Raw genomic sequence first — 19870 nt, forward strand, 5'->3', positions numbered from 1 at the left:
TTATTTAACTATTAGGTGTTGTTCTTTTAACTAACGCAATAACACGATAGGCGATATCCTCACCAATAAGAGTAATTGCTGAACCAGCTAAGATAATAATAATTCCGATAACTGTACGAGGACTGATTTCCTCGCCCAAGATAAATAATGATAATACAGGTGCCAAGGCTGGTTTGATCAAGAAAATCAATGAAGCTTGAACAATCCCAACTTTTTCCATTGATAAGAAATACAATCCAAAGGCAACACCAGTAACAAGAACAGAAATATATAAGATCAATGGCAATGTTTGTAATGTTAGTCCCTTAAAGAATGGTACATTGATAAACTCACTGTATCTAGCTGGCAAATTGCTGACTAAACTAGTATGAGTTAAGCCCATTAAGACACCTAATTCACCGGCACCGAACAAGAATGCCAAACAAGTCATCGACAAGCCGTTAATACCGATCTTACCGCCATAGATACGGGACATAACTCCATAAACTCCAAAGATAATAGACGATAGTAGACCTAAGATAATACCCATAGGTTTGCTTAAATTGAATGGATTAATAATAACTAGCAACCCTACTAAAGTAAGAACTAGGGCAAATGTATTGGTACGAGTTAGTTTTTCATGTAGAAAAAGGAATCCAATTATCAAACCAAATATTGGATTAGCACTCAAAATAATCGCAATCACTGAGGCCTTTGATATTTGAATTGAGAATTGATATAAGGTCATGCTGACAACCACGATGACAAAACCAGTCAACGCACATAACAACAAATCTCGCAGCGCCAACTTGATATGATTCTGTCGCAAATGCATGATTGTAAATGGTAAAAGTGCCAAACCACCGATCAAGAAACGAATAAAGTTCAATTCAATTGGATTAAAATGCCCCCCGGCTATTTTCAATGCAATTTCCATGGAACTAAATAGAAACATTGGTATGACTATATATAGAATAGATTTTATCTTCAAAACTTCAATTACATCCCCTAATTTTTAGTAAGTAAACAATAACAGTTTACTACTTTATGGGTAGTGAAATTAAGGGCAAATATCAAATTCCTTAGTGTATTCGGTTTCACAAGAAATAAAAAAAGGACTCATAGCTTACGAGTCCTTGTCTCTTAGAACTTCAACTTTTTGAATCAAATTATCTAAAAGCGTATCGTCAATGTTACTTTGTTCCAATAAATGGTCGATAGAACAATTCAATCTATCAATCGACTTGCATTCTAAGAGTGAGTTTAAATCTTTTTGTTGCTTTGTAGACATAGTAATCACCCACCTAAACACAATTTGCACACCACAATGTAAACGATTACATACACACTATACCTTTTTTGGGTAGGTTTTTACAAATTTTTCTTTGATTATAGGCCAAAAAATAGACAACTATCATAATAGTAGCCTAATCCTACTTTACATTAATAATTAAAAGTCTAATTATTTACTTTTTGTTCCTATAAGCAATTGAAGATTTTTTAAATCTATTTAAGTAATTCAATATGTCTTCGCCGCTCATATCAGTAATTATTTCAATCAAATATTCATTTGTAGAAACATATTTGTTTAAAACATTCTCTTTAAATTGTTTCTGTTTATAAGCCTTCTCCCCATTCTTCTCTCTTTGTGCATTTAGTTTAGGTAACCAGTAGTGAAAGAGAAAATTACGTGCTGAATAAGGTAAAGAGCTTAATAAAATATCCTCAGGGACAATCAAATGAAACGTATCCATATCAGAAAATCTAGCTAACACAATGTCAGAATTTTCCCAGCCATTATTATCCGTATTCCATGCTCGGGCCGAGACGATTTTAGTTTCGAGTGATTCTTGAATTGCAATTTTTTTAGTGTATTCGCTAAATTGTCTTATGGACAATGCTATTAATAAGTCAGAATTTCTATCCTTATCATAATTTTGAACAAGAATAGGAGCAAATATATTCCCTTCAATTAACTCTTTAGAAAACTCTTTAGATATTAATATATCTAAAACTTTAATCAAGCTTTTTTTTGATACCCCACGGCCATTGCCACCCTTCAAAGAAAAACCTAGACATGGATAATATGGTTTTTCTGATAATCCTGAAAGTAGACCAGAAACTTTATCCTTTTTTCCCTTAAGATACTCTATTCTGCAAAATTCCATAAAACTATTTATAGTGGAAATGGCAGATTCACCATCGATCCCCTTACATGACTTTATAAGATTGACGTCAATAAACATCTTATCTTCCGCACCATTATGGTTTCTATGAAAATCTAATTTCTTCTGTAACATATAATATCCTCTTTTCTATTTTGAGCAAAGAGAATGAAATATTAAATTAAATGTTTTTTAAATTGTATTGAAAAAGTATTTAATTTCAGTAGAATATAATTGTAATGTGTATATATTTCATTCAGACGAGGCTCTAACCTCGTCTTTTTTGCTTCTTAGCACTATTATATCATCAGTGCTAATATAAAATCCACACTATTTACTATTTATACGCTCTAGTTAACCTTGTAAGACATTTTTAGGATTTTAGATGTACCATGCATGGTACATTATAAATTCGCCATGTGTCCATTTTTGGAACACATTTCATCTAAATTATATAATTTCCTTCATTCAATTTGCATAATTTGCAAAAACATTTATTGCTTTATGCAAAAAAAACAAAAAAAGGCCTTATTATTTGGAATAATAAGGCCTTTATTAAAATCTTTTAATATTTTAAAATGCAAATACAATATAAAAAAAACTCAATACCATCGCGTTAACCATAATATTGTACATTTTACTATCTTACTACCATAACTGATATTGGAGCATATTTTGCCATATAGGCGGCCTGTGATCCAAAGTATTTTTTTATACCTTTTTTAGAGTTTGATCCGACTATCAACAAATTCGCGTCAACATAAGGGATAACTTCTTTAACAATAGTTTCACCGGCCTCGCCTTCAGCTACATATATCTCAACATTTTTAACTCCGGCATCGAGTGCTACTTGCCGATATTTTCTAATATGATCTTCCAGCTCACTGCGCTCACCATGAACATAGTCTTTGTCCAAGGCTTGATAAACATTCATATCCTCATCTTCCAAAATCGAAGTAATAATTAATGTAGATTTATCTTTTAAACAATATCTTAGGGCATACCGAAAGGCTAATTGAGCATCCTCAGAGTCATCAACTCCTACTAAAACTCGCTCAGATGAATGATCTTTTTTTGACATAATAAGTGCCTCCTTGTAATAATCGAAGACGTCAGTTTACTCATCTTTGCCCAACATTCTAGTACGTTTTTTCTGGTTGTAAAGAATTTGAAATAGGATTCGTACGTTCTTGTAATTTCCAGGTATGGAGATATTTCATCCATACTGATTTCTTTGATTATTTAACAATTTAATTTCAAAATACAACCATAATAAAAACCTCTCAATTTGAAAATATTCAAATTAAGAGGTTAATTTTAATTTCTAGATAAATCCACTAGATAAATCCAGTCGGAAGGACTGAGAATATTCATCAGCTATGAAAATGTCGTTATGGCTTTAGCCATTACAACATCGGGCGAGTTTTAAGACTTGTCGAGCTTTACAAGCCTTAAAACCGAGGTACGAGACCACGGCTCGGACCGGTCCGCATAGCAGGTAAATTATTCTCAGTCCTGGAGACGACTAGAAAACCTATTAAAACTTCTTCAATTGTAATCTAACAGCATTTAAAACGGCAATGATCGTTACTCCGACATCAGCAAAGACTGCTTGCCACATGCCGACGATCCCAACCGCACCTAATAATAGGAATAAAATTTTAATAACTAAAGCTAAAGTTATATTTTCAACAACTATTTCTCTAGTTTTCTTAGCGATATCCATTGCTTTAGCGATTTTTGAAGGTTCATCACTCATGATAACCATATCGGCTGCATCAACAGCTGCGTCAGATCCTAAACCACCCATGGCAATACCAAGATCAGCCTGTGTTAATACAGGTGTATCGTTGATACCATCACCGACAAAGGCAACCTTACTGTTACTATCAGATCTCAATTTATCAACGATTTTAACTTTATCTTCAGGCAACAAGTCAGTATACACTCTATCTAAATCTAATTTCTTAGCAATATCTTCTCCAATAACTTTGTTGTCACCGGTCAGCATAACTGTCTTAATACCACGTTTCTTTAAACTGTCGATAGCATTTTTAGCATCAGATTTAGGGCTATCAGCGATGACGATATTCCCTAAATATTGTCCGTTTCTACTTATATATACAATCGTACCTACATCGCTAGATTCATCGACATCAATGCCATTAGCCTTCATAGCTTTATAATTGCCAGCAATGACTGGCTGATCATCAATCATAGCACTAACACCATAACCAGCAGTCTCTTTATAATTATCGATAGTTGAAGTTATCTCTTTATCAAAAGCTGCAACAATAGATTGTGCAATCGGATGATTAGAATTACTTTCAATAGCAGCCGCAATTTCTAATAATTCATTTTTTGAAATATTTTGGGGATTGACATTTGTTACAGAAAATTGACCCTTAGTTAATGTCCCTGTCTTGTCGAAGGCAATTGTGTTAACCTTGTTCAGTGATTCTAAGTAATTGCTGCCCTTAACTAAGATGCCTTGTTTTGAGGCGGCCCCAATCCCACCGAAGAAACTCAGTGGAACTGAAATAACTAAGGCACATGGACAAGAAATAACTAAAAATACCAAGGCACGGTAAACCCAATTATTCCACTCACCTTGGAAAAATAGTGGTGGTACTAGTGCTAAAACTAATGCCATTGCAACAACGATCGGCGTATAGATTTTAGCAAATCTAGTAATAAATTTTTCTGTGTTAGCTTTACGTTTGCTTGAGTTTTGAACTAAATCCAAAATTTTAGCAACTGTTGAATCGTCATAGATTTTATTTACTTTAATTTGAAGAACTCCCGCTTGATTGATCGAACCGCTTAAAGCATCGTCACCGATCGTAATTTCACGTGGCATAGATTCTCCGGTTAAAGCAGATGTGTCGACGCTTGATTGTCCAAGGATAACTTTTCCATCAAGAGGAATTTTTTCGCCAGGTTTAACTAAGATCGTTTGACCGATTTTTACTTGATCAGGACGAACAACTAAAATCTTAGCACCATCCTTAATAGTTGCAAATTCCGGTTTAACGGACAATAATGCAGAGATAGAACGTTTAGAACGGTTAACCGCAATATCTTCAAACAGATCGCCGACCTTATAAAAGTACATAACCGCTACAGCTTCAGGATATTGACCAATAATCAAAGCACCTATAGTGGCGATACTCATCAAAAAGTTCTCATCAAAGACTTCTCCCTTAAAGAGATTCTTGATGGCATTCACAACGATCTCTCCACCGATGATAGCGAAAGCAATTAAGTAAAGTCCGATCGAAACCGAATCAGCAAATGAATCATTCATAGCTAGTACTAGAAAAATTGCAGACAGAACTAGTTTAATAATTGTCAATTTTGACTCTCTGGTCAGGGCATTCTTGATCGGATGATTTTTTTTGTCAGTTTGATAATCTGATTCGACTTTGTATAATTTCATCACGTTATCCTCCTCGTGTAAAGCGTTTACATGAATATATGAGCAATCATTCATACATCAATTATAATATAATATTCGGTGGTAAACTTCAACCATCTAGAGTAAGAAAGGTGATTTTATGACAGATAATAATTTCGAAAACGAACACATAAAATCTCTACACAATTTGAACAACGAAATACCCAATAATGACGAGTTAGAAGCCATGGTCAATGTCTTCAAGGCTTTCGGCGACATGACTAGAGTTAAGATCATATTGGCACTGTCACAAACACCGCTAAGTGTTGGTGAAATAGCCGATTCACTAGAAATGAGTCAGTCTTCTATTTCACATCAATTGAGTTTGTTAAAACAGTTGAATCTCGTTTCCAGCATGAGAAAGGGACGTAATATTCACTATCGTTTGAGCGATCAGCATATTATTACTATTTTTAATCAGACTAAGGAACATATTGTAGAGGATGAGAACGATAACTAATTATTTTAAAATCGGACGGTCGTAATGACTGGCCTATTTTTTTTGGTTAAATTCAGAAATATGATGGTGGGATTACTGAAAGGCTTGCCTACGGTTGGACAAAATATATAATTTTAATTCAAATGAAAAAGCATGATTCCCCGTCGAAATCATGCTATCAAAATACACTATTTATTTTTTAACAATTTCTTGTCCTCTAAGATTCCAGGTCAACGCAAACAATCCAGCTGCAATCAAACAAGACACCATAACAGTGATAAAGCCTGAATTCCAACCTAAATGATCCACAATAACACCCATGATCGCATTAGCGGCAACAGATCCAAATAAGTATCCAAACAATCCCGTTAATCCGGCAGCTGTTCCGGCAGCTTTTTTAGGTACGGAATCCAAAGCTTGTAAACCGATCAACATAACCGGTCCATAGATTAAAAAGCCGATCATGAATAATGCGGTATTGACCATCATAATATTAGTTGAACGCCAATACATAAAGACGAAAAATGTCACTACTAACATGAAGGAAAATCCTGCAGGTCCACGACGTCCCTTAAACAGCTTATCTGATACCCAACCGGCAAAAATCGTACCCGGAATACCAGCTATTTCGTACAAGAAATACGATCCTGAACTTGCAGCCAACGATATATGACGAACTTCTGTTAAATATGCTGGTGCCCAGTTCTCAATTCCATATCTGACAAAATAAACAAAAATATTTGCACAGGCAATGATCCAAACCCATTTATTATTCAAAACATATTTGAAGAGAATTTCTTTGGCAGATAATTCTTTTTCATACATAATATGTTCCTCATTCGGATAATCATCCTTATACACTTCAATTGGTGGCAGCCCTTGTGATTCCGGCGTATCACGAATCAAAAAATAAGCGATAATGGCGATAACTATCCCGACTATAGCCGGGATAATGAAGGCCCCATTATATGATTTTGTTCCCGGGATCCTTGAGGCAAAGAACGCTATACCGACAGCAGCCAGTGGTGCCATTGCAGCTCCACCAACATTGTGAGCCACATTCCAAACTGACGTCCAAGAACCACGTTCTGACACCGAATACCAGTGTGTGATAACACGACCAGACGGCGGCCACCCCATACCTTCAAACCAGCCAATCAAGAATAATAGAATAAACATCGACGTGATAGATTTGGTTAAAATAGGAATAAATCCAAATGCCAAATTGATCAAAGCAGTCAAAATCAATCCTAGTGGTAAAAATATTCGAGCATTACTCCGATCTGACACGATACCCATAAAGAATTTACTGAATCCATATGCGATCGAAACAGCTGAAAAAGCAAAACCCAATTGTGTTTTAGAAAAACCCTCATTAATCAATTTAGGCATAACTATCGAAAAATTATTACGTAATAAATAATATCCAGCATAACCAATAAAAATACCAAAGAAAACTTGCCAACGTAATTTTTTATATGTTGGATCAATTTTAGATGACTCGACTTTTTTCTTAGCTACTGGAGGCGTCAAAAAATTCATGTGCTTCCCTCCCTGATTTAAAAGTTCACGAACCTTTCTATAATATTCTGATAGCGCTTGCAGTGCAACACTTTTTCAAAATAAAAAGCCCTACATTAGGGCTTTATGCATATAGTGTTTGTATAACCCGGCATAACGTCCGCGATAATCACTCTTCCAAGGCTTATCACGTCCACAGAAATGAAGTACTACAGTATGATCGATCACCCAATCAAGATCCCACTGTCCATCACCAATAGCAAAGTATAAAGCACTCATTCGAGCATCAAAATTATACAATTCATCAGGTATTTTCATGATTTGATGACCGTACAGTCCATTCAAAACATCTTGATCTGGTAAAAATAATGTCAATTTATTTTCTTCAATATATTTAAAAATATCTTCGGCACTGATCGTCTGACGTATTCTAGGTAAATTAAATAATAATACACCTGAATTATAATAACTTTCGGCTTCATAATTACCTAAACGTACTTTGTTAAACGGCTCCGTCATATTATTCGACAACGCCGAATGACTGGCAGCAGCATAGAGACTATCACCGAGATCCAAATTATAAAGTTTACTCAAATCATTGATGATCAAAATATCGGCATCCAGATATAAAATTCGATCCAAATCTGGTAAATATTCCTGTGCCAATAGACGATAATAAATCGTAGCCGGGTAACGATCCGTTATTGGTGCATCTTTGAAACGTGTCCCATCCACAATGATAGGATGATACATCATCCCATATTTTTTACAAAAAGTCTGAATCCTCTCTGTTTCTTTTAATTCATCTTTTTGAAGAACATATATTTCAAAGCTACCTTCCGTATTCATTTTAACGGAATACAAAGTCGTCAGCATTTGTTTAACCACATTATCGTCAATCGCAAATAATAGATTCATATCAGCCCACCTCTAAAACTAGTATAACAAACAAAAAAGCCACGACGATTCGTGACTTCATACACACTATTTGTAAGGATTATCTTTTAAAACCTTTGCATAAAAACCGATATCGTGGAAAGCTTCACCAAAACGTTTCTCAAAATGTTGACTGTTCTCTACGTCTTGATTCAAAGTTCCTTCAGCTTCAAAATTTGGTTCGGCATTCCAAACAAGAACAGGTTTAGGTAGAACGATCATATTCATAATTTGTAAAATTGGAACCATTGAGGCAGCAGCCAGCATACCACCATCACTGAAACAACTGTAACTAAGGATCTGAACAGGTTTATTGCTTACTTGAGATCCCACCAGATCCAAAGCATTCTTAAAACCACCTGGAATCGCATGATTGTATTCCGGAGTCATCATGATATATCCATCTTGCTCATCAACAGCACTAAGCCATTTCTCTTCCATTTCAGTTGTACCCGTTACTTTCGCCATTAAAGGAATCTCTTCATGGTCATAAACTGGCAAAGGAAAATCATGCAGATCCAACCAAGTATATTTAACATCATCCGTATTCTTCATTACCGATTTAAGATGCTTAAAAATTTTACTTCCTAATGCATCACCACGCACACTACCTAAAATAATTCCAATTTTTGTACTCATCAAGTTGCCCTCTACTATTCTTAAAATATATATCATAAATTCTTTTATTATATATATTAAGATTAGAGTTGAAACTTTAATAAGTCAACCATTATGCTCATGATATATTTTTGATATGATTAATTTACATTACTAAAGGAGAACTCCATGATAAAGCCAATTAATAAAGATACAACACTGCTTTCACAAAAATCAACACCAGTTACACCTCAAGATACTCAAGTTGTGACTGATTTAATAGATACACTGAAATCACATAAAACAGATTGTGTTGGCATGGCCGCAAATATAATCGGTATCAATAAATGTGTTATCGCCCTACAACTCGGAGATTTAGTCATGCCCCTGATAAATCCTAATATCATCAGTAAATCAGAACCATACAATGTAGAAGAAGGTTGCCTGTCATTGACTGGAGAAAGATCAGCTAAAAGATTTATGAAAATAACAGTACGTTACTTAGATGAGTCATTTAAGCCTCGCAAGCAAGCTTTTGAAGGCTTTGCAGCTCAAATTATTCAGCATGAAATGGATCACTTGGAAGGAATATTGATTTAAAAAAGTCTTGGCAATTTTGCCAAGACTTTTTTACTCGCTTTTACTCGCTCTTACTCACTTTTACTCGCTTTACCCTGAAGTAAAGCTTTATTACTGGAAAAATAGTGCATAAATCACAATAAATTTATATTTACTCGCTTCTACTTACTTTTACTCGCTTTTACTATTATGTAATATTGATTTAAATCCGTTGGTGAGATATCTACACATTCAAACATTCGCCATTATGACATGGTCAACAAATCTTTAAAATTATCATATTCTAATTTCAATATAGGACTCCAACTGTTTTATTTATTCCGTTTTAATTATATCAGCTAACCTTACTCAACTGGTTCCACAATTCCATCAACAACACATTCAATTGCCTCAACTAATGGACTATCAGCCTGAATACCAGTATCCGCAAAACGTTTTTCCCACCAGTCGACACGAATTTGCTGAACCTTTTCAACAATCTTTTTCCCAGTATCAGTCAACTTCAAAATTTTAGTCTTACCAACTCCATCTGATTTGCTCAAATAATCAAGCTTTTGCATCTTATTGATCTCTCTGGTTGCTAGACCTTTATCAACGACCAACAATCTGGCAACTTGATTTTGACTAACTTCTTTATAATCACCAATTGACAGCAAAATACATGCGGCCGTAGGGTTAAGTTTTAATTCATCAAATTGTTCTTTTGTATCTTTATAGTATTTTCTATGCAAGATCGATATGTCCTGGGCTAAGTATCCAATGTTTTTCATTTTTAAAATTCTCCAAGTATTATGTGTTGACAAATCAACACCCACGATTTATATTAACTACAATAACATCATGAACTCAGATACTCAAGGAGGATACACATTAATGTCAACTGAAAAAAACGGTGCTGAAGCTTTATTCAATTCAATGGTCAATCAAGGAGTTAAGTACGTCTTCGGACTTCCTGGTGCTAAAGTCGATAAACTTTTTGACTTATTAGAATATAGCGATAACCCTAAGGCCCCTAAACTTATCATTACACGTCATGAACAAAATGCCGCCTTTATCGCATCAGGTATTGGTCGTTTGACTGGTAAACCCGGAGTAGTTGCAACTACTTCAGGTCCTGGCGTTTCAAACTTAGCAACTGGTTTGATCACAGCTACTTCTGAAGGTGACCCTGTCGTTGCCCTAGGTGGTCAAGTGCCTCGTAATGATGTTGCCAGATTGACACATCAAAGTATTCCTAGTAAAGAGCTTTTAAATTCGGCTACAAAAGATAGTGTCGAAGTGCAAGATGCTAACAATATCTCTGAAACTTTTGCTAACGCATATCAAACCGCTATGGCTCCAAAATCCGGTGCAACTTTTATCTCCCTTCCAAAAGATGTCCTAGATGATACCGTTACTGATGATGAGATCAAGACACTTGCCCCTATTCAACAAGGTGGCGCGGACAACCAAACTATCGACCAAATTATTGATAAGATCCAACATGCTAAATTACCAGTTATTTTGGCTGGTATGCGTTCATCAAGTGAAGAAGTAACTGAAGCCATCCACCATTTATTACATAAATTCTCAATTCCAGTTGTTGAAACTTTCCAAGGTGCCGGAGTTATCTCCAGAGATCTTGAAAAAAATTATTATGGCCGTGTTGGTTTATTCAGAAATCAAATCGGTGATGCAATGCTTAAAGAAAGTGATTTAGTTATTGCCATTGGTTATGATCCCGTTGAATATGAAGCTAGAATTTGGAATGTCGATCGTTCAGGTGAAATTATCAATTTAGATAGTATTGCCCCTGAAATTTCTAATGAATATCAACCTGATTTAGTTGTTCAAGCAGATATTGCTAAAACGATCAGAGATCTAGCGCATAATCTTCCTGAAAATATTGGTTTAAGTGACGACTTAAAAGAACATTTGCATAACATGCAAGTAAATTTTGTTTCTCAAGATAAAGTTCCTGAAGAAAAATCTGGTAAGGGACTACATCCACTTGAAATCATCAACGCTCTACAAAATCAAGTTAACGATGATACAACCGTTACAGTTGATGTCGGTAGTCACTATATCTGGATGGCCAGACATTTCAGAAGTTATAAGCCAAGACATCTACTATTCAGTAATGGTATGCAAACACTTGGAGTTGCATTACCTTGGGCCATTGCTGCTGCTTTGGAACGTCCAGAACAACCAATCGTCTCCGTTGCTGGAGATGGTGGATTCTTATTCTCAGGACAGGAACTAGAAACTGCTGTCCGCCTAAACCTTAATATTGTTCAATTAGTTTGGAATGATGGTTACTATGACATGGTCAAATTCCAAGAAGTTGCTAAATATGGACGTTATTCAGGTGTTACCTTAGGTAATGTTGACTTTGCTAAATATGCCGAAAGTTTTGGAGCTACTGGTATGCACGCCGAAACAGCAGATGAACTAAAAGATAGCCTAAAAAAAGCATTTAAAACCTCTGGTCCAGTTATAATTGATATCCCTGTTGACTACAGTGACAATATCAAACTTGTTTCAACATTACTCGAAGACGTTTTGAACTAATAGGAAGGAATTTATTATGTCAAACACAAATATTCTTTATCAACATGGTACTTTAGCATTGTTAGTCCCTGGTCTGCTTGATGGAACTTTGACTATGAATGAGCTATTGCAACATGGTGATACCGGTATTGGAACCGGTGAAGGTCTAGATGGTGAATTGATTATTCTAAATGGCACACCGTATCAACTTGATGGTGATGGTAAGATCAATATCCTTAATGACGAATTTACCATGCCATTTGCTAACAGTCACTTTGCCGACTACGCCGAAATGATGGAGGTTGAAGATATCAACCGTGACGATCTACAATCACAAATAAAAGAAGCTGCCAATAGTACTAATACTTTCTTCTCCATTAAAATCACAGGTACTTTTAAAAATATAACTACCCGTGCAGTTAGAAAATCATCTGCTCCTTATGACTCACTTTCAAAAACGGCCGAGAAACAAAATACATTCAGTAAGGATTCTGTAACTGGTACATTGATCAGTTACCACTCACCTAGTCTGTTTGACGGAGCTGCAGTTGGTGGATTTCACAGCCACTTCTTATCTGATGACCGTAGTTTTGGTGGACATATCCTAAGTTTTGATTCAGTTACAGGTTCCGTTTCATTCCAACAATTTGATACGTTGGAACAGCACTTACCAACTGCTAATAAAGAGTATATGAATCATGATTTTTCAAAGGACAATATTATCGACGACGTACATAACGCTGAAGGATAATTCTATAAAAAGTTAACTATGGATCTTAAATAAAATTAATGGGATGCTCAACTGAAAAATCAGTTGAGCATCCCATTTTTAATTCTATTTATTCAAAGCTTTAATAATATCAGGTTCGACTTTATCAGGTTTAGTAACAGGTGCATAACGTTTTATCATTTGACCATCACGCCCCAATAGAAACTTAGTGAAATTCCATTTGATCCGACCATTACCTGCAGTTTCCTTTAAATAAGTGAATAATGGATCCTCACCTTCGCCATTAACTTTAACTTGTTTGGTCATAGGGAAAGTCACACCGTAGTGCATTTGACAGTATTCATTCGTTTCTTCATCAGAACCCAATTCCTGATGAAATTGGTTAGAGGGAAGACCCAGAACTTCTAATCCCTGTTCGTGATACTTATTATATAGCTCTTCAATGCCCTCAAGCTGTGGAGCTAAACCACATTTACTAGCAGTATTGACGATTAAAACCACCTTATCTTTGTAGTTGTTAAAATCGATCTTGTCGCCATTCATCTCTATTTCTGAAAAATCATAAATAGTTGCCATTAGAATCATTCCTTCCATATTAATGTCATTATACGTTTAATATACAAAAGTTATAATTATTTTGAATTTTTTTATTTGCAATCTTTTTGCTGAGTAGAGGGGGACCGCTGAAGGTTTCTAGTAACTCCACTTGCACAACTGGTTCCATTACTAAAAACCTTCAGCTAATATGTATTATATATAAATTGAATCACACAAAAATATAGCATTTTTCACACCATAAAACCTCAAGCCGGAGGCGATGAGATTTGCGGCAGCAAAGCTCATAATCGAGACGAGAGTCCTTGGCTCTCGTCGGTCCCACAGCAGACCGTAATTTTCATTGCTTCTGGTGACCCTCCCCCGAAACTAATCAATTTTGATAAATTTTCTTTCAAACTTTGGATAATTTAAATAAATATTTTTATGTTATTATTTAATTATGAAAATGCTGTAGACCGCAGTATTAACCAGTTTCTGTTTAAACAAAGCTAATGCCCGGCCTAAGTGCGAGAGGGAGAATCATCTATGAAACAATACAGGGAACTTCATATAGAGATCAATAAAAATACAAAACCTTTTAAAACAGATAAATTATGGCTAGCTGTACCAATAGTTACTGCATCTATTGTTGCCGGATTAGCTATTACAACACCGGTTAATGCCGCAGCTACCGATCCTAATTCTGCTGAACCTGAAGCATCTGAACCTGATACAAATAATCAAACTGTTGACGACCCTTCAATGAATGCAAATACATCAAATAATACTGACGAAAGCAAAGATGATACTCCAACGACACCAGAAAGCAATGACCAAAATCAAGTAAACTCAAACACAGTCACGTTACAACCTACGAATATTCATGTAAATAATAATCAAAACGATCCTATAAGTTATGCTTCTGCTGCTGCTCCAACAAATAATAGTGTCGATTCTGATACGACTCAAAATACGACAAATACTCCAGAATCATATACTCAAGATCAAACTACACAAACACCCACTGCTAAACCGATTGATTCCATTCCTTCGTTAAGTAATTTTTATGTAAATGTTAATTCCCAAAATAAATATGTACCTTATGGGGTTAACGGTTATGCTTCTGTTTTACCATACAGTTCGGAACATTGGATGGACAGTAGCAATAACAACCCTAATCAAGAACTATACGGTTTTTATATTGTTCTACCTACTGGTATAACGTCAACAGTTACTGATATGCAGGCTGGCGCTGATCAATATGTAAAGGACCTTACTGCTCGTGGATACATTCAAATAAATAGCCTGACCGCATTTCAATTAAATAACACATCGACGGAAAAAGGTAACAGAGAAGTATTTTACTTTAGACCAGATGATAACGCTCATCTACTTGGTACAGTCGACCCCCAAAAGGGATTTATCAATCAAACTAAAATGAGTGTGAAAATTCATACTCCAACAGCAGATTCTGGCATAACTGGGGTTAATATCAATGCCATGGAAGATGACGGAACAACTATCTTTCCATCTGGATCTATTCCTTACAATGATGTTTTGTATGCTGGAATTGGTGATAGTACATACAACATCGGTAATGGATATACAACCGTTTCCTCCAGTTATTTTGGTAGCGATTGGCTTGATAAAAATGTCGCAGGGATCTCCGTTTATAATGGTGCTACTCATCTTGACTATATCAACCTAAATGTTAACGACCTATATACTGTTTTCACTACAAGTACTGCAGGTAATAAAGCAACTATCATTTATCCAAATAGTAGTTCACCTCTTAAGACTGGCTCTGCAGGATCATCATATAATCTCGAAGACCAGGTCAATGATGACATAAATGCAAGTACAAACCTAAAAAGTTATAAAATCAATTATTGGTTACCATCCCTAAAATACATGGGTACTGATACGACGGTCACACCAAATTCAACAAGCCTAGCTTGGCCAGGTAACGTTTATTTAGAACCCACATCTTTAGTATTATCTAGTAACGCCGCCGTAAATGGAAAAACCTACGTTTTTTGGTTGGACCCTATTAAAACTAAATTAGTTCCCAATAATTCAACAATTGAGGTCAACACTGATACGGCTTTTGACCCCGATAATAATGTAGCAATAACAACACCAGGTGGAGATAGCATAAAAATTGCTGATATGACTGGAGATAGTACTAAACTGACCGCTCCTGGAACTTATACCTATACGGATTCTGAAAACAATATTTTAACGATTACGTCGCAATTAGACCCAACAAAAGTTGGAAACTATAATGTCAAATATGCATATACCGATGCACAAGGAAATACCTATTTTTCAAATGGTACCACTGGAAAGACTTCTTCCTTAAATACAATCGTCCATGTAACAGACGCGAAAATAGTTGGTACTGATACAACTTTAAACAAAGATACACCTTGGAACGCTTCAGACGGTGTCTCTGTAAATAATGTAAATGGTAACCCACTGAGCTCACAAGATATCCAAACGGCATTCAATAATACTGGCACCAGCAATGTTATTACTACAAAAATAACAAAAAATAATCCCGACGGAACTAGCAGTGACGAAACTAGTATTGATACCTCGACACCCGGAAACTATACCGTAATTTACAGTTATACTGACGCCAACGGCGGTACTGTACAGTCAGATCCTGTTACTGTAATTGTTGATAACAGCCAAATTGCTGCTACAAATGAGTCTATCTATCAAAACGGCGACTTAGCAACCGCTGTAACAACTTTAAAAGATAGTAATGGTGACAATGTTGATCCTGACGCTGCTCTAAAATCAGGAACATTGACAGTAGTTGACCAGAATAATGATCCAATTGATACGACCGTACCCGGAACATACACTGTAACTTTTAAATATACCGATCCAGATTCTAAACAAGTCGTCTCTTCAGATCCAGTAACTATTACTATTAAAAGTGATAAAAGTATCCTAACAGCTGCTCCTAAAACTATTAACACAGGATCAACATGGGACCCTTCACAAAATATAACTGAATTCAATGATTCAGATGGCAACCCAGTCATTGCTTCAGAGGCACTAAATAAAACTTTGACTACTACGATTACTGATAGTACTGGTGATCAAGTCGATGTAAGTACAATGAATACTCCAAAAGCCGGTAAATATGTGATCACCTATAAATATACTGATGCTGCTGGAAAGACATTGACCGCAACATCGATATTAACAGTCCAGACTCCTACTACTGGATCCAATTCCGGTTCTACCGGTTCAGATACAAACACTGATCCTGATAATAATTCTGGCTCAAACGGTTCTGGTACAGACACAGATAATAATTCAGGATCAAATGGTTCTGGTACAAATACCGATCCAAACAATGGATCAGGTACAACAACAGATCCTGACTCTGGTGGAAATAACTCAAATGCAAATTCTGGTTCCGTTAATAATCAAACGACAACTGGTCAAAATAATATCGATACAAATGTTGTCAATAATTCATCTAAGGCAACTAACGCTACAACTCAAGGATCTGTTACTGAAACTGGAATCAATTCAACAAATACTACTAATACAGTCAAATCCAATTCTACTTCAATAGCTGATCCTAATTCTGATAAGGCTAGTCAATTCCCACAAACTGGTAATCAGTCAGCCTTTTGGGCTAGTGGTTTAGGGATGTTATTACTTGCTATTGGTGGCGCGTTTGGAATTAGACGTAAAAAAGACTAGTTTTTGGTTAGATGTTATTGAATATATATGCTATATAAAATAATACTTTCATGAATTTTATGAAGGTATTTTTATTTTGAGTAAAAAAATAGCCGTATCCTGAAAAAACAGAATACAGCTATAAATATTTATTTGTGTACTTAAATCAAAGCCGTAGGCTTTTTCTATTCGGTAATCGTCTCGACCCATCTGTTCATGAGGTAAATACTTACTGCTGCTTCAACAGCCGCAACCAATAAGAATGCCCCAACATTTAAGAAGAATGTCAATGTATCATTAGAATTACTAATAAGCGACATTGAATTACCGATCTGTGTATTTAAGAAACTGACCACTCTAAGAACCAACCAAATTACTAGGATATACATAACGACATTTAAAACTCTGCGTCCTGTACTTGGTAAAAAGTTCCCGGCTGAGCGTCCAACTAAATGGATCAAATTAATAGTTGTCCAACCAAGTACTATCATTGCAAGCGTCAAAATAATAATTGATAATCCAGCTAGTGATACGTTTAAAGGAGTAAAGTTTGTTCCCGGATTCATTAATTTCATATACGTTGACATTTCTTGAATACTCTTCCAGTTCATCGCTGCAACAATGCCATAAAGAATCCCTTCAACCACGATTACATATATGAAAGAAACTAAGGTTGAAGCCAAATTACCAAGATAGAATTTTATATCACTGATCGGTATTAATCGATAACTATCTCGCGTAAAAGTTCGTTCTTGAATAACCGCCAAACGGATGAATGCAACTATAAATACAACTGATGACCAAGAAAATACGATACTTGAAAATGTTGCTGAACTTAACGTTCCTGTAATTGCTATCCAAATTGATGTAACGGCGATCGCAATCAAATCGATCAGTAGAATGAAATTCATTGCTCTGAATCTTTCACCAATTGTTACTTTAAAGAATTTTCCAAAACTAGTCATTTTGATCACTCTCCTCATATAGACTTTCATAGAAGTCCTCAATACTTTGGCTATCGTTTTCGCGGATCTCATCAGTCTTCTTGTGACAGTTAATGGTTTGATCTTTGACCACAACAATTTCATCCAAAATTGGAGCAATTTCAGTTACATAGTGATCACTGATGATCATTGTAGATTCTTCAGACTTCCATTTGATGATACTGCTGATGATCTTTTTACGACTCATACTGTCAATTCCGCCAAAAGGTTCATCCAACAAATATAAATCAGCTTTACGTGCCAAAGTTAAAGTGATAATCAACTTTTCTTTCATACCTTTTGATAATGAAGAAATTTTAGATGTCTTGTCTAATTGCGAAAATTCTAATAATTCATCAAAACGCTTTTCATCAAAGTCAGGATAAACATTTTTATAGAAGTCACGTAACTTCTCTATCTTCATTCCCGCTGGAAATCCACCTAGATGTTCAGTAAAACTGACATGACTCTTTCTATTAGTAGCCGTAGTAGCATCCTTAATAGAGATACTGCCTTTACCATGTGCACTACCAGTTATTAAACGCATTAAAGTAGTTTTACCTGCTCCGTTCTCACCTAATAATCCAATGATTTTTCCACTATCGACGGTCAAATTAACATCGTGCAAAATGGTTTTTAAACTATGATTATAATTTAAATTTTCTATTTTCAATAGTTCAGTCATTTATGTCACTCCTATTTTTCATATATTTTTTAAATTCAGTTATTATTTCCGTATCAGTTAAGCTTAACGCATGTAATTTCTTATAGGATAAAGAAATCTGTTCAATGACTAACTTATCCTTCAATTGTTTGATACTATCAATATCTTCGGTGACAAAATTGCCTTTGCCACGCTTAGATTCAATTATTTTTTCATCCAGCATCTCTGTTAGAGCATGTTGCACCGTATTAACATTGGCCGTTACATCCACAGCCAATTGTCTAACTGATGGTAATTTTACACCAGGTGCCAGTGTTCCGGCGACTATCTGGTAATAGAGGTGATTTTTAATTTGATAATAAATTGGAATCTTGTCGTCAAAATTCAAAGTAACTTCTCCTCTCCAGTACTGTATTAGTTCACTAATACACTATAGATCTATAAAGAAAATAATACAAGAAAAAAGCAAAAAAAACAACTTCTTGTAATTAAACAAAAGAAGTTGTTCTTTGTTACTCGCTTATAATAAAAATTTAATGAATTGTGTAGTACGATTTTAATCTAAAACCATTTCTCGATGAAAGAAAGACATAACCAAACGAGCAATGGGTTGTGCAATAAAGGCCTCAACTATCAAGGCAATTGTATAATTTCTAGGCCACTTCTCAAAGAAATGAACGAGTGGATCAATCGTTACACTTCCTGTTCCGATCCATGTTCCTAAAACTGTCAATACAATTGACATTAAAAAGACATTGCACATTGCCGTAATCATCATGGTAGATCTGAAGCCGGCATTTTGATCCAAAAACCAACTGGCCATTTTTTCGGCCGGTTTCTGTGTTAGAACAACCAAAATGATCACACTGATCCATATAAATGGTAACTGTCTAAGTACCATTATCCAATGATCCACTGAAAATCCTACCTCTAATCCTGTAATAATTGGTGCAATCAAATTAACAGAAATAATTGATATAACCGCCATGAATACAATCGTTTCACGTAAATTTTGTGGTAGCTTTTGTTGAAATTCCAAAAATAAT

19 protein-coding genes are annotated in these 19870 nt (G+C 35.4%); 5 read left to right on the forward strand and 14 right to left on the reverse strand.

Going from position 1 to position 19870, the window contains the following annotated elements:
- Nucleotides 1-4 precede the first annotated feature (4 nt).
- The 5 genes from EKM64_RS02270 to EKM64_RS02285 all read right to left on the reverse strand — a co-directional run bounded on the left by EKM64_RS02270 (nucleotide 5) and on the right by EKM64_RS02285 (nucleotide 5583).
- The gene (locus EKM64_RS02270; protein ID WP_164505269.1) at nucleotides 5-970 is read right to left on the reverse strand and encodes a DMT family transporter; all 966 of its coding nucleotides are present in this window, start codon (nucleotides 968-970) and stop codon (nucleotides 5-7) included.
- Nucleotides 971-1105: 135 nt separating this feature from the next.
- Nucleotides 1106-1270: a hypothetical protein gene (locus EKM64_RS11355; protein ID WP_164505270.1), complete on the reverse strand. Its 165-nt coding sequence runs from the start codon at nucleotides 1268-1270 to the stop codon at nucleotides 1106-1108.
- 175 nt (nucleotides 1271-1445) lie between these two features.
- Entirely contained in the window at nucleotides 1446-2279 is an 834-nt protein-coding gene (locus EKM64_RS02275; RefSeq protein ID WP_125675160.1) for a hypothetical protein, read from the reverse strand.
- 505 nt (nucleotides 2280-2784) lie between these two features.
- Nucleotides 2785-3225 carry a universal stress protein gene (locus EKM64_RS02280; RefSeq protein ID WP_125675162.1) on the reverse strand — a complete coding sequence of 147 codons (441 nt, stop codon included), beginning with the start codon at nucleotides 3223-3225 and terminating at the stop codon, nucleotides 2785-2787.
- A 456-nt stretch (nucleotides 3226-3681) separates the two neighbouring features.
- Nucleotides 3682-5583 (reverse strand): heavy metal translocating P-type ATPase, encoded by a 1902-nt coding sequence (locus tag EKM64_RS02285; protein WP_125675164.1) that lies wholly within the window; start codon nucleotides 5581-5583, stop codon nucleotides 3682-3684.
- A 118-nt stretch (nucleotides 5584-5701) separates the two neighbouring features.
- Between EKM64_RS02285 and EKM64_RS02290 the strand changes: the two genes are divergently transcribed.
- Complete coding sequence (locus EKM64_RS02290) at nucleotides 5702-6061, forward strand: ArsR/SmtB family transcription factor (protein WP_125675166.1); 360 nt, start codon at nucleotides 5702-5704, stop codon at nucleotides 6059-6061.
- A gap of 171 nt (nucleotides 6062-6232) precedes the next feature.
- On the opposite strand, the gene pgtP is transcribed toward EKM64_RS02290, so the two are convergent.
- The 3 genes from pgtP to EKM64_RS02305 all read right to left on the reverse strand — a co-directional run bounded on the left by pgtP (nucleotide 6233) and on the right by EKM64_RS02305 (nucleotide 9136).
- Nucleotides 6233-7582: a phosphoglycerate transporter protein PgtP gene (gene pgtP / locus EKM64_RS02295; RefSeq protein ID WP_125675168.1), complete on the reverse strand. Its 1350-nt coding sequence runs from the start codon at nucleotides 7580-7582 to the stop codon at nucleotides 6233-6235.
- 90 nt (nucleotides 7583-7672) lie between these two features.
- Complete coding sequence (locus EKM64_RS02300; RefSeq protein ID WP_125675170.1) at nucleotides 7673-8479, reverse strand: glycosyltransferase family 8 protein; 807 nt, start codon at nucleotides 8477-8479, stop codon at nucleotides 7673-7675.
- A 66-nt stretch (nucleotides 8480-8545) separates the two neighbouring features.
- Nucleotides 8546-9136: an NADPH-dependent FMN reductase gene (locus EKM64_RS02305; RefSeq protein WP_125675172.1), complete on the reverse strand. Its 591-nt coding sequence runs from the start codon at nucleotides 9134-9136 to the stop codon at nucleotides 8546-8548.
- A gap of 147 nt (nucleotides 9137-9283) precedes the next feature.
- Here EKM64_RS02305 and EKM64_RS02310 point away from each other — a divergent pair, with 147 nt between their 5' ends.
- Nucleotides 9284-9694: a peptide deformylase gene (locus EKM64_RS02310; RefSeq protein ID WP_125675174.1), complete on the forward strand. Its 411-nt coding sequence runs from the start codon at nucleotides 9284-9286 to the stop codon at nucleotides 9692-9694.
- 323 nt (nucleotides 9695-10017) lie between these two features.
- On the opposite strand, the gene EKM64_RS02315 is transcribed toward EKM64_RS02310, so the two are convergent.
- On the reverse strand, nucleotides 10018-10443 hold the full coding sequence (locus EKM64_RS02315; protein ID WP_125675177.1) for a MarR family winged helix-turn-helix transcriptional regulator: 426 nt from the start codon (nucleotides 10441-10443) through the stop codon (nucleotides 10018-10020).
- 103 nt (nucleotides 10444-10546) lie between these two features.
- Between EKM64_RS02315 and alsS the strand changes: the two genes are divergently transcribed.
- Nucleotides 10547-12223 carry an acetolactate synthase AlsS gene (alsS, locus tag EKM64_RS02320; protein WP_125675179.1) on the forward strand — a complete coding sequence of 559 codons (1677 nt, stop codon included), beginning with the start codon at nucleotides 10547-10549 and terminating at the stop codon, nucleotides 12221-12223.
- Between the two features lie 16 nt (nucleotides 12224-12239).
- Nucleotides 12240-12953: an acetolactate decarboxylase gene (gene budA / locus EKM64_RS02325; RefSeq protein WP_125675181.1), complete on the forward strand. Its 714-nt coding sequence runs from the start codon at nucleotides 12240-12242 to the stop codon at nucleotides 12951-12953.
- A gap of 84 nt (nucleotides 12954-13037) precedes the next feature.
- Here the strand turns inward: budA and EKM64_RS02330 are convergent, their stop codons facing one another.
- Nucleotides 13038-13508 carry a glutathione peroxidase gene (locus EKM64_RS02330; protein WP_125675183.1) on the reverse strand — a complete coding sequence of 157 codons (471 nt, stop codon included), beginning with the start codon at nucleotides 13506-13508 and terminating at the stop codon, nucleotides 13038-13040.
- Nucleotides 13509-14015: 507 nt separating this feature from the next.
- Between EKM64_RS02330 and EKM64_RS02335 the strand changes: the two genes are divergently transcribed.
- On the forward strand, nucleotides 14016-17198 hold the full coding sequence (locus tag EKM64_RS02335) for an LPXTG cell wall anchor domain-containing protein (RefSeq protein WP_125675185.1): 3183 nt from the start codon (nucleotides 14016-14018) through the stop codon (nucleotides 17196-17198).
- Between the two features lie 164 nt (nucleotides 17199-17362).
- Here the strand turns inward: EKM64_RS02335 and EKM64_RS02340 are convergent, their stop codons facing one another.
- The 4 genes from EKM64_RS02340 to EKM64_RS02355 form a co-directional block, all read right to left on the reverse strand.
- Nucleotides 17363-18142 carry a hypothetical protein gene (locus EKM64_RS02340; protein ID WP_125675187.1) on the reverse strand — a complete coding sequence of 260 codons (780 nt, stop codon included), beginning with the start codon at nucleotides 18140-18142 and terminating at the stop codon, nucleotides 17363-17365.
- Nucleotides 18135-18845, reverse strand: a complete 711-nt coding sequence (locus tag EKM64_RS02345) for an ATP-binding cassette domain-containing protein (RefSeq protein WP_125675189.1) — start codon at nucleotides 18843-18845, stop codon at nucleotides 18135-18137. The genes EKM64_RS02340 and EKM64_RS02345 overlap by 8 nt, the downstream gene beginning before the upstream one ends.
- Complete coding sequence (locus tag EKM64_RS02350; RefSeq protein WP_125675191.1) at nucleotides 18838-19212, reverse strand: GntR family transcriptional regulator; 375 nt, start codon at nucleotides 19210-19212, stop codon at nucleotides 18838-18840. Before EKM64_RS02350 ends, EKM64_RS02345 begins: the two co-directional genes overlap by 8 nt.
- A 168-nt stretch (nucleotides 19213-19380) precedes the next feature.
- Nucleotides 19381-19863, reverse strand: a complete 483-nt coding sequence (locus EKM64_RS02355) for a hypothetical protein (RefSeq protein ID WP_125675193.1) — start codon at nucleotides 19861-19863, stop codon at nucleotides 19381-19383.
- Nucleotides 19864-19870 lie beyond the last annotated feature (7 nt).

It is taken from the genome of Companilactobacillus keshanensis (genome assembly GCF_003946205.1).
In the GTDB taxonomy this organism is placed as follows: Bacteria; Bacillota; Bacilli; order Lactobacillales; family Lactobacillaceae; genus Companilactobacillus; species Companilactobacillus keshanensis.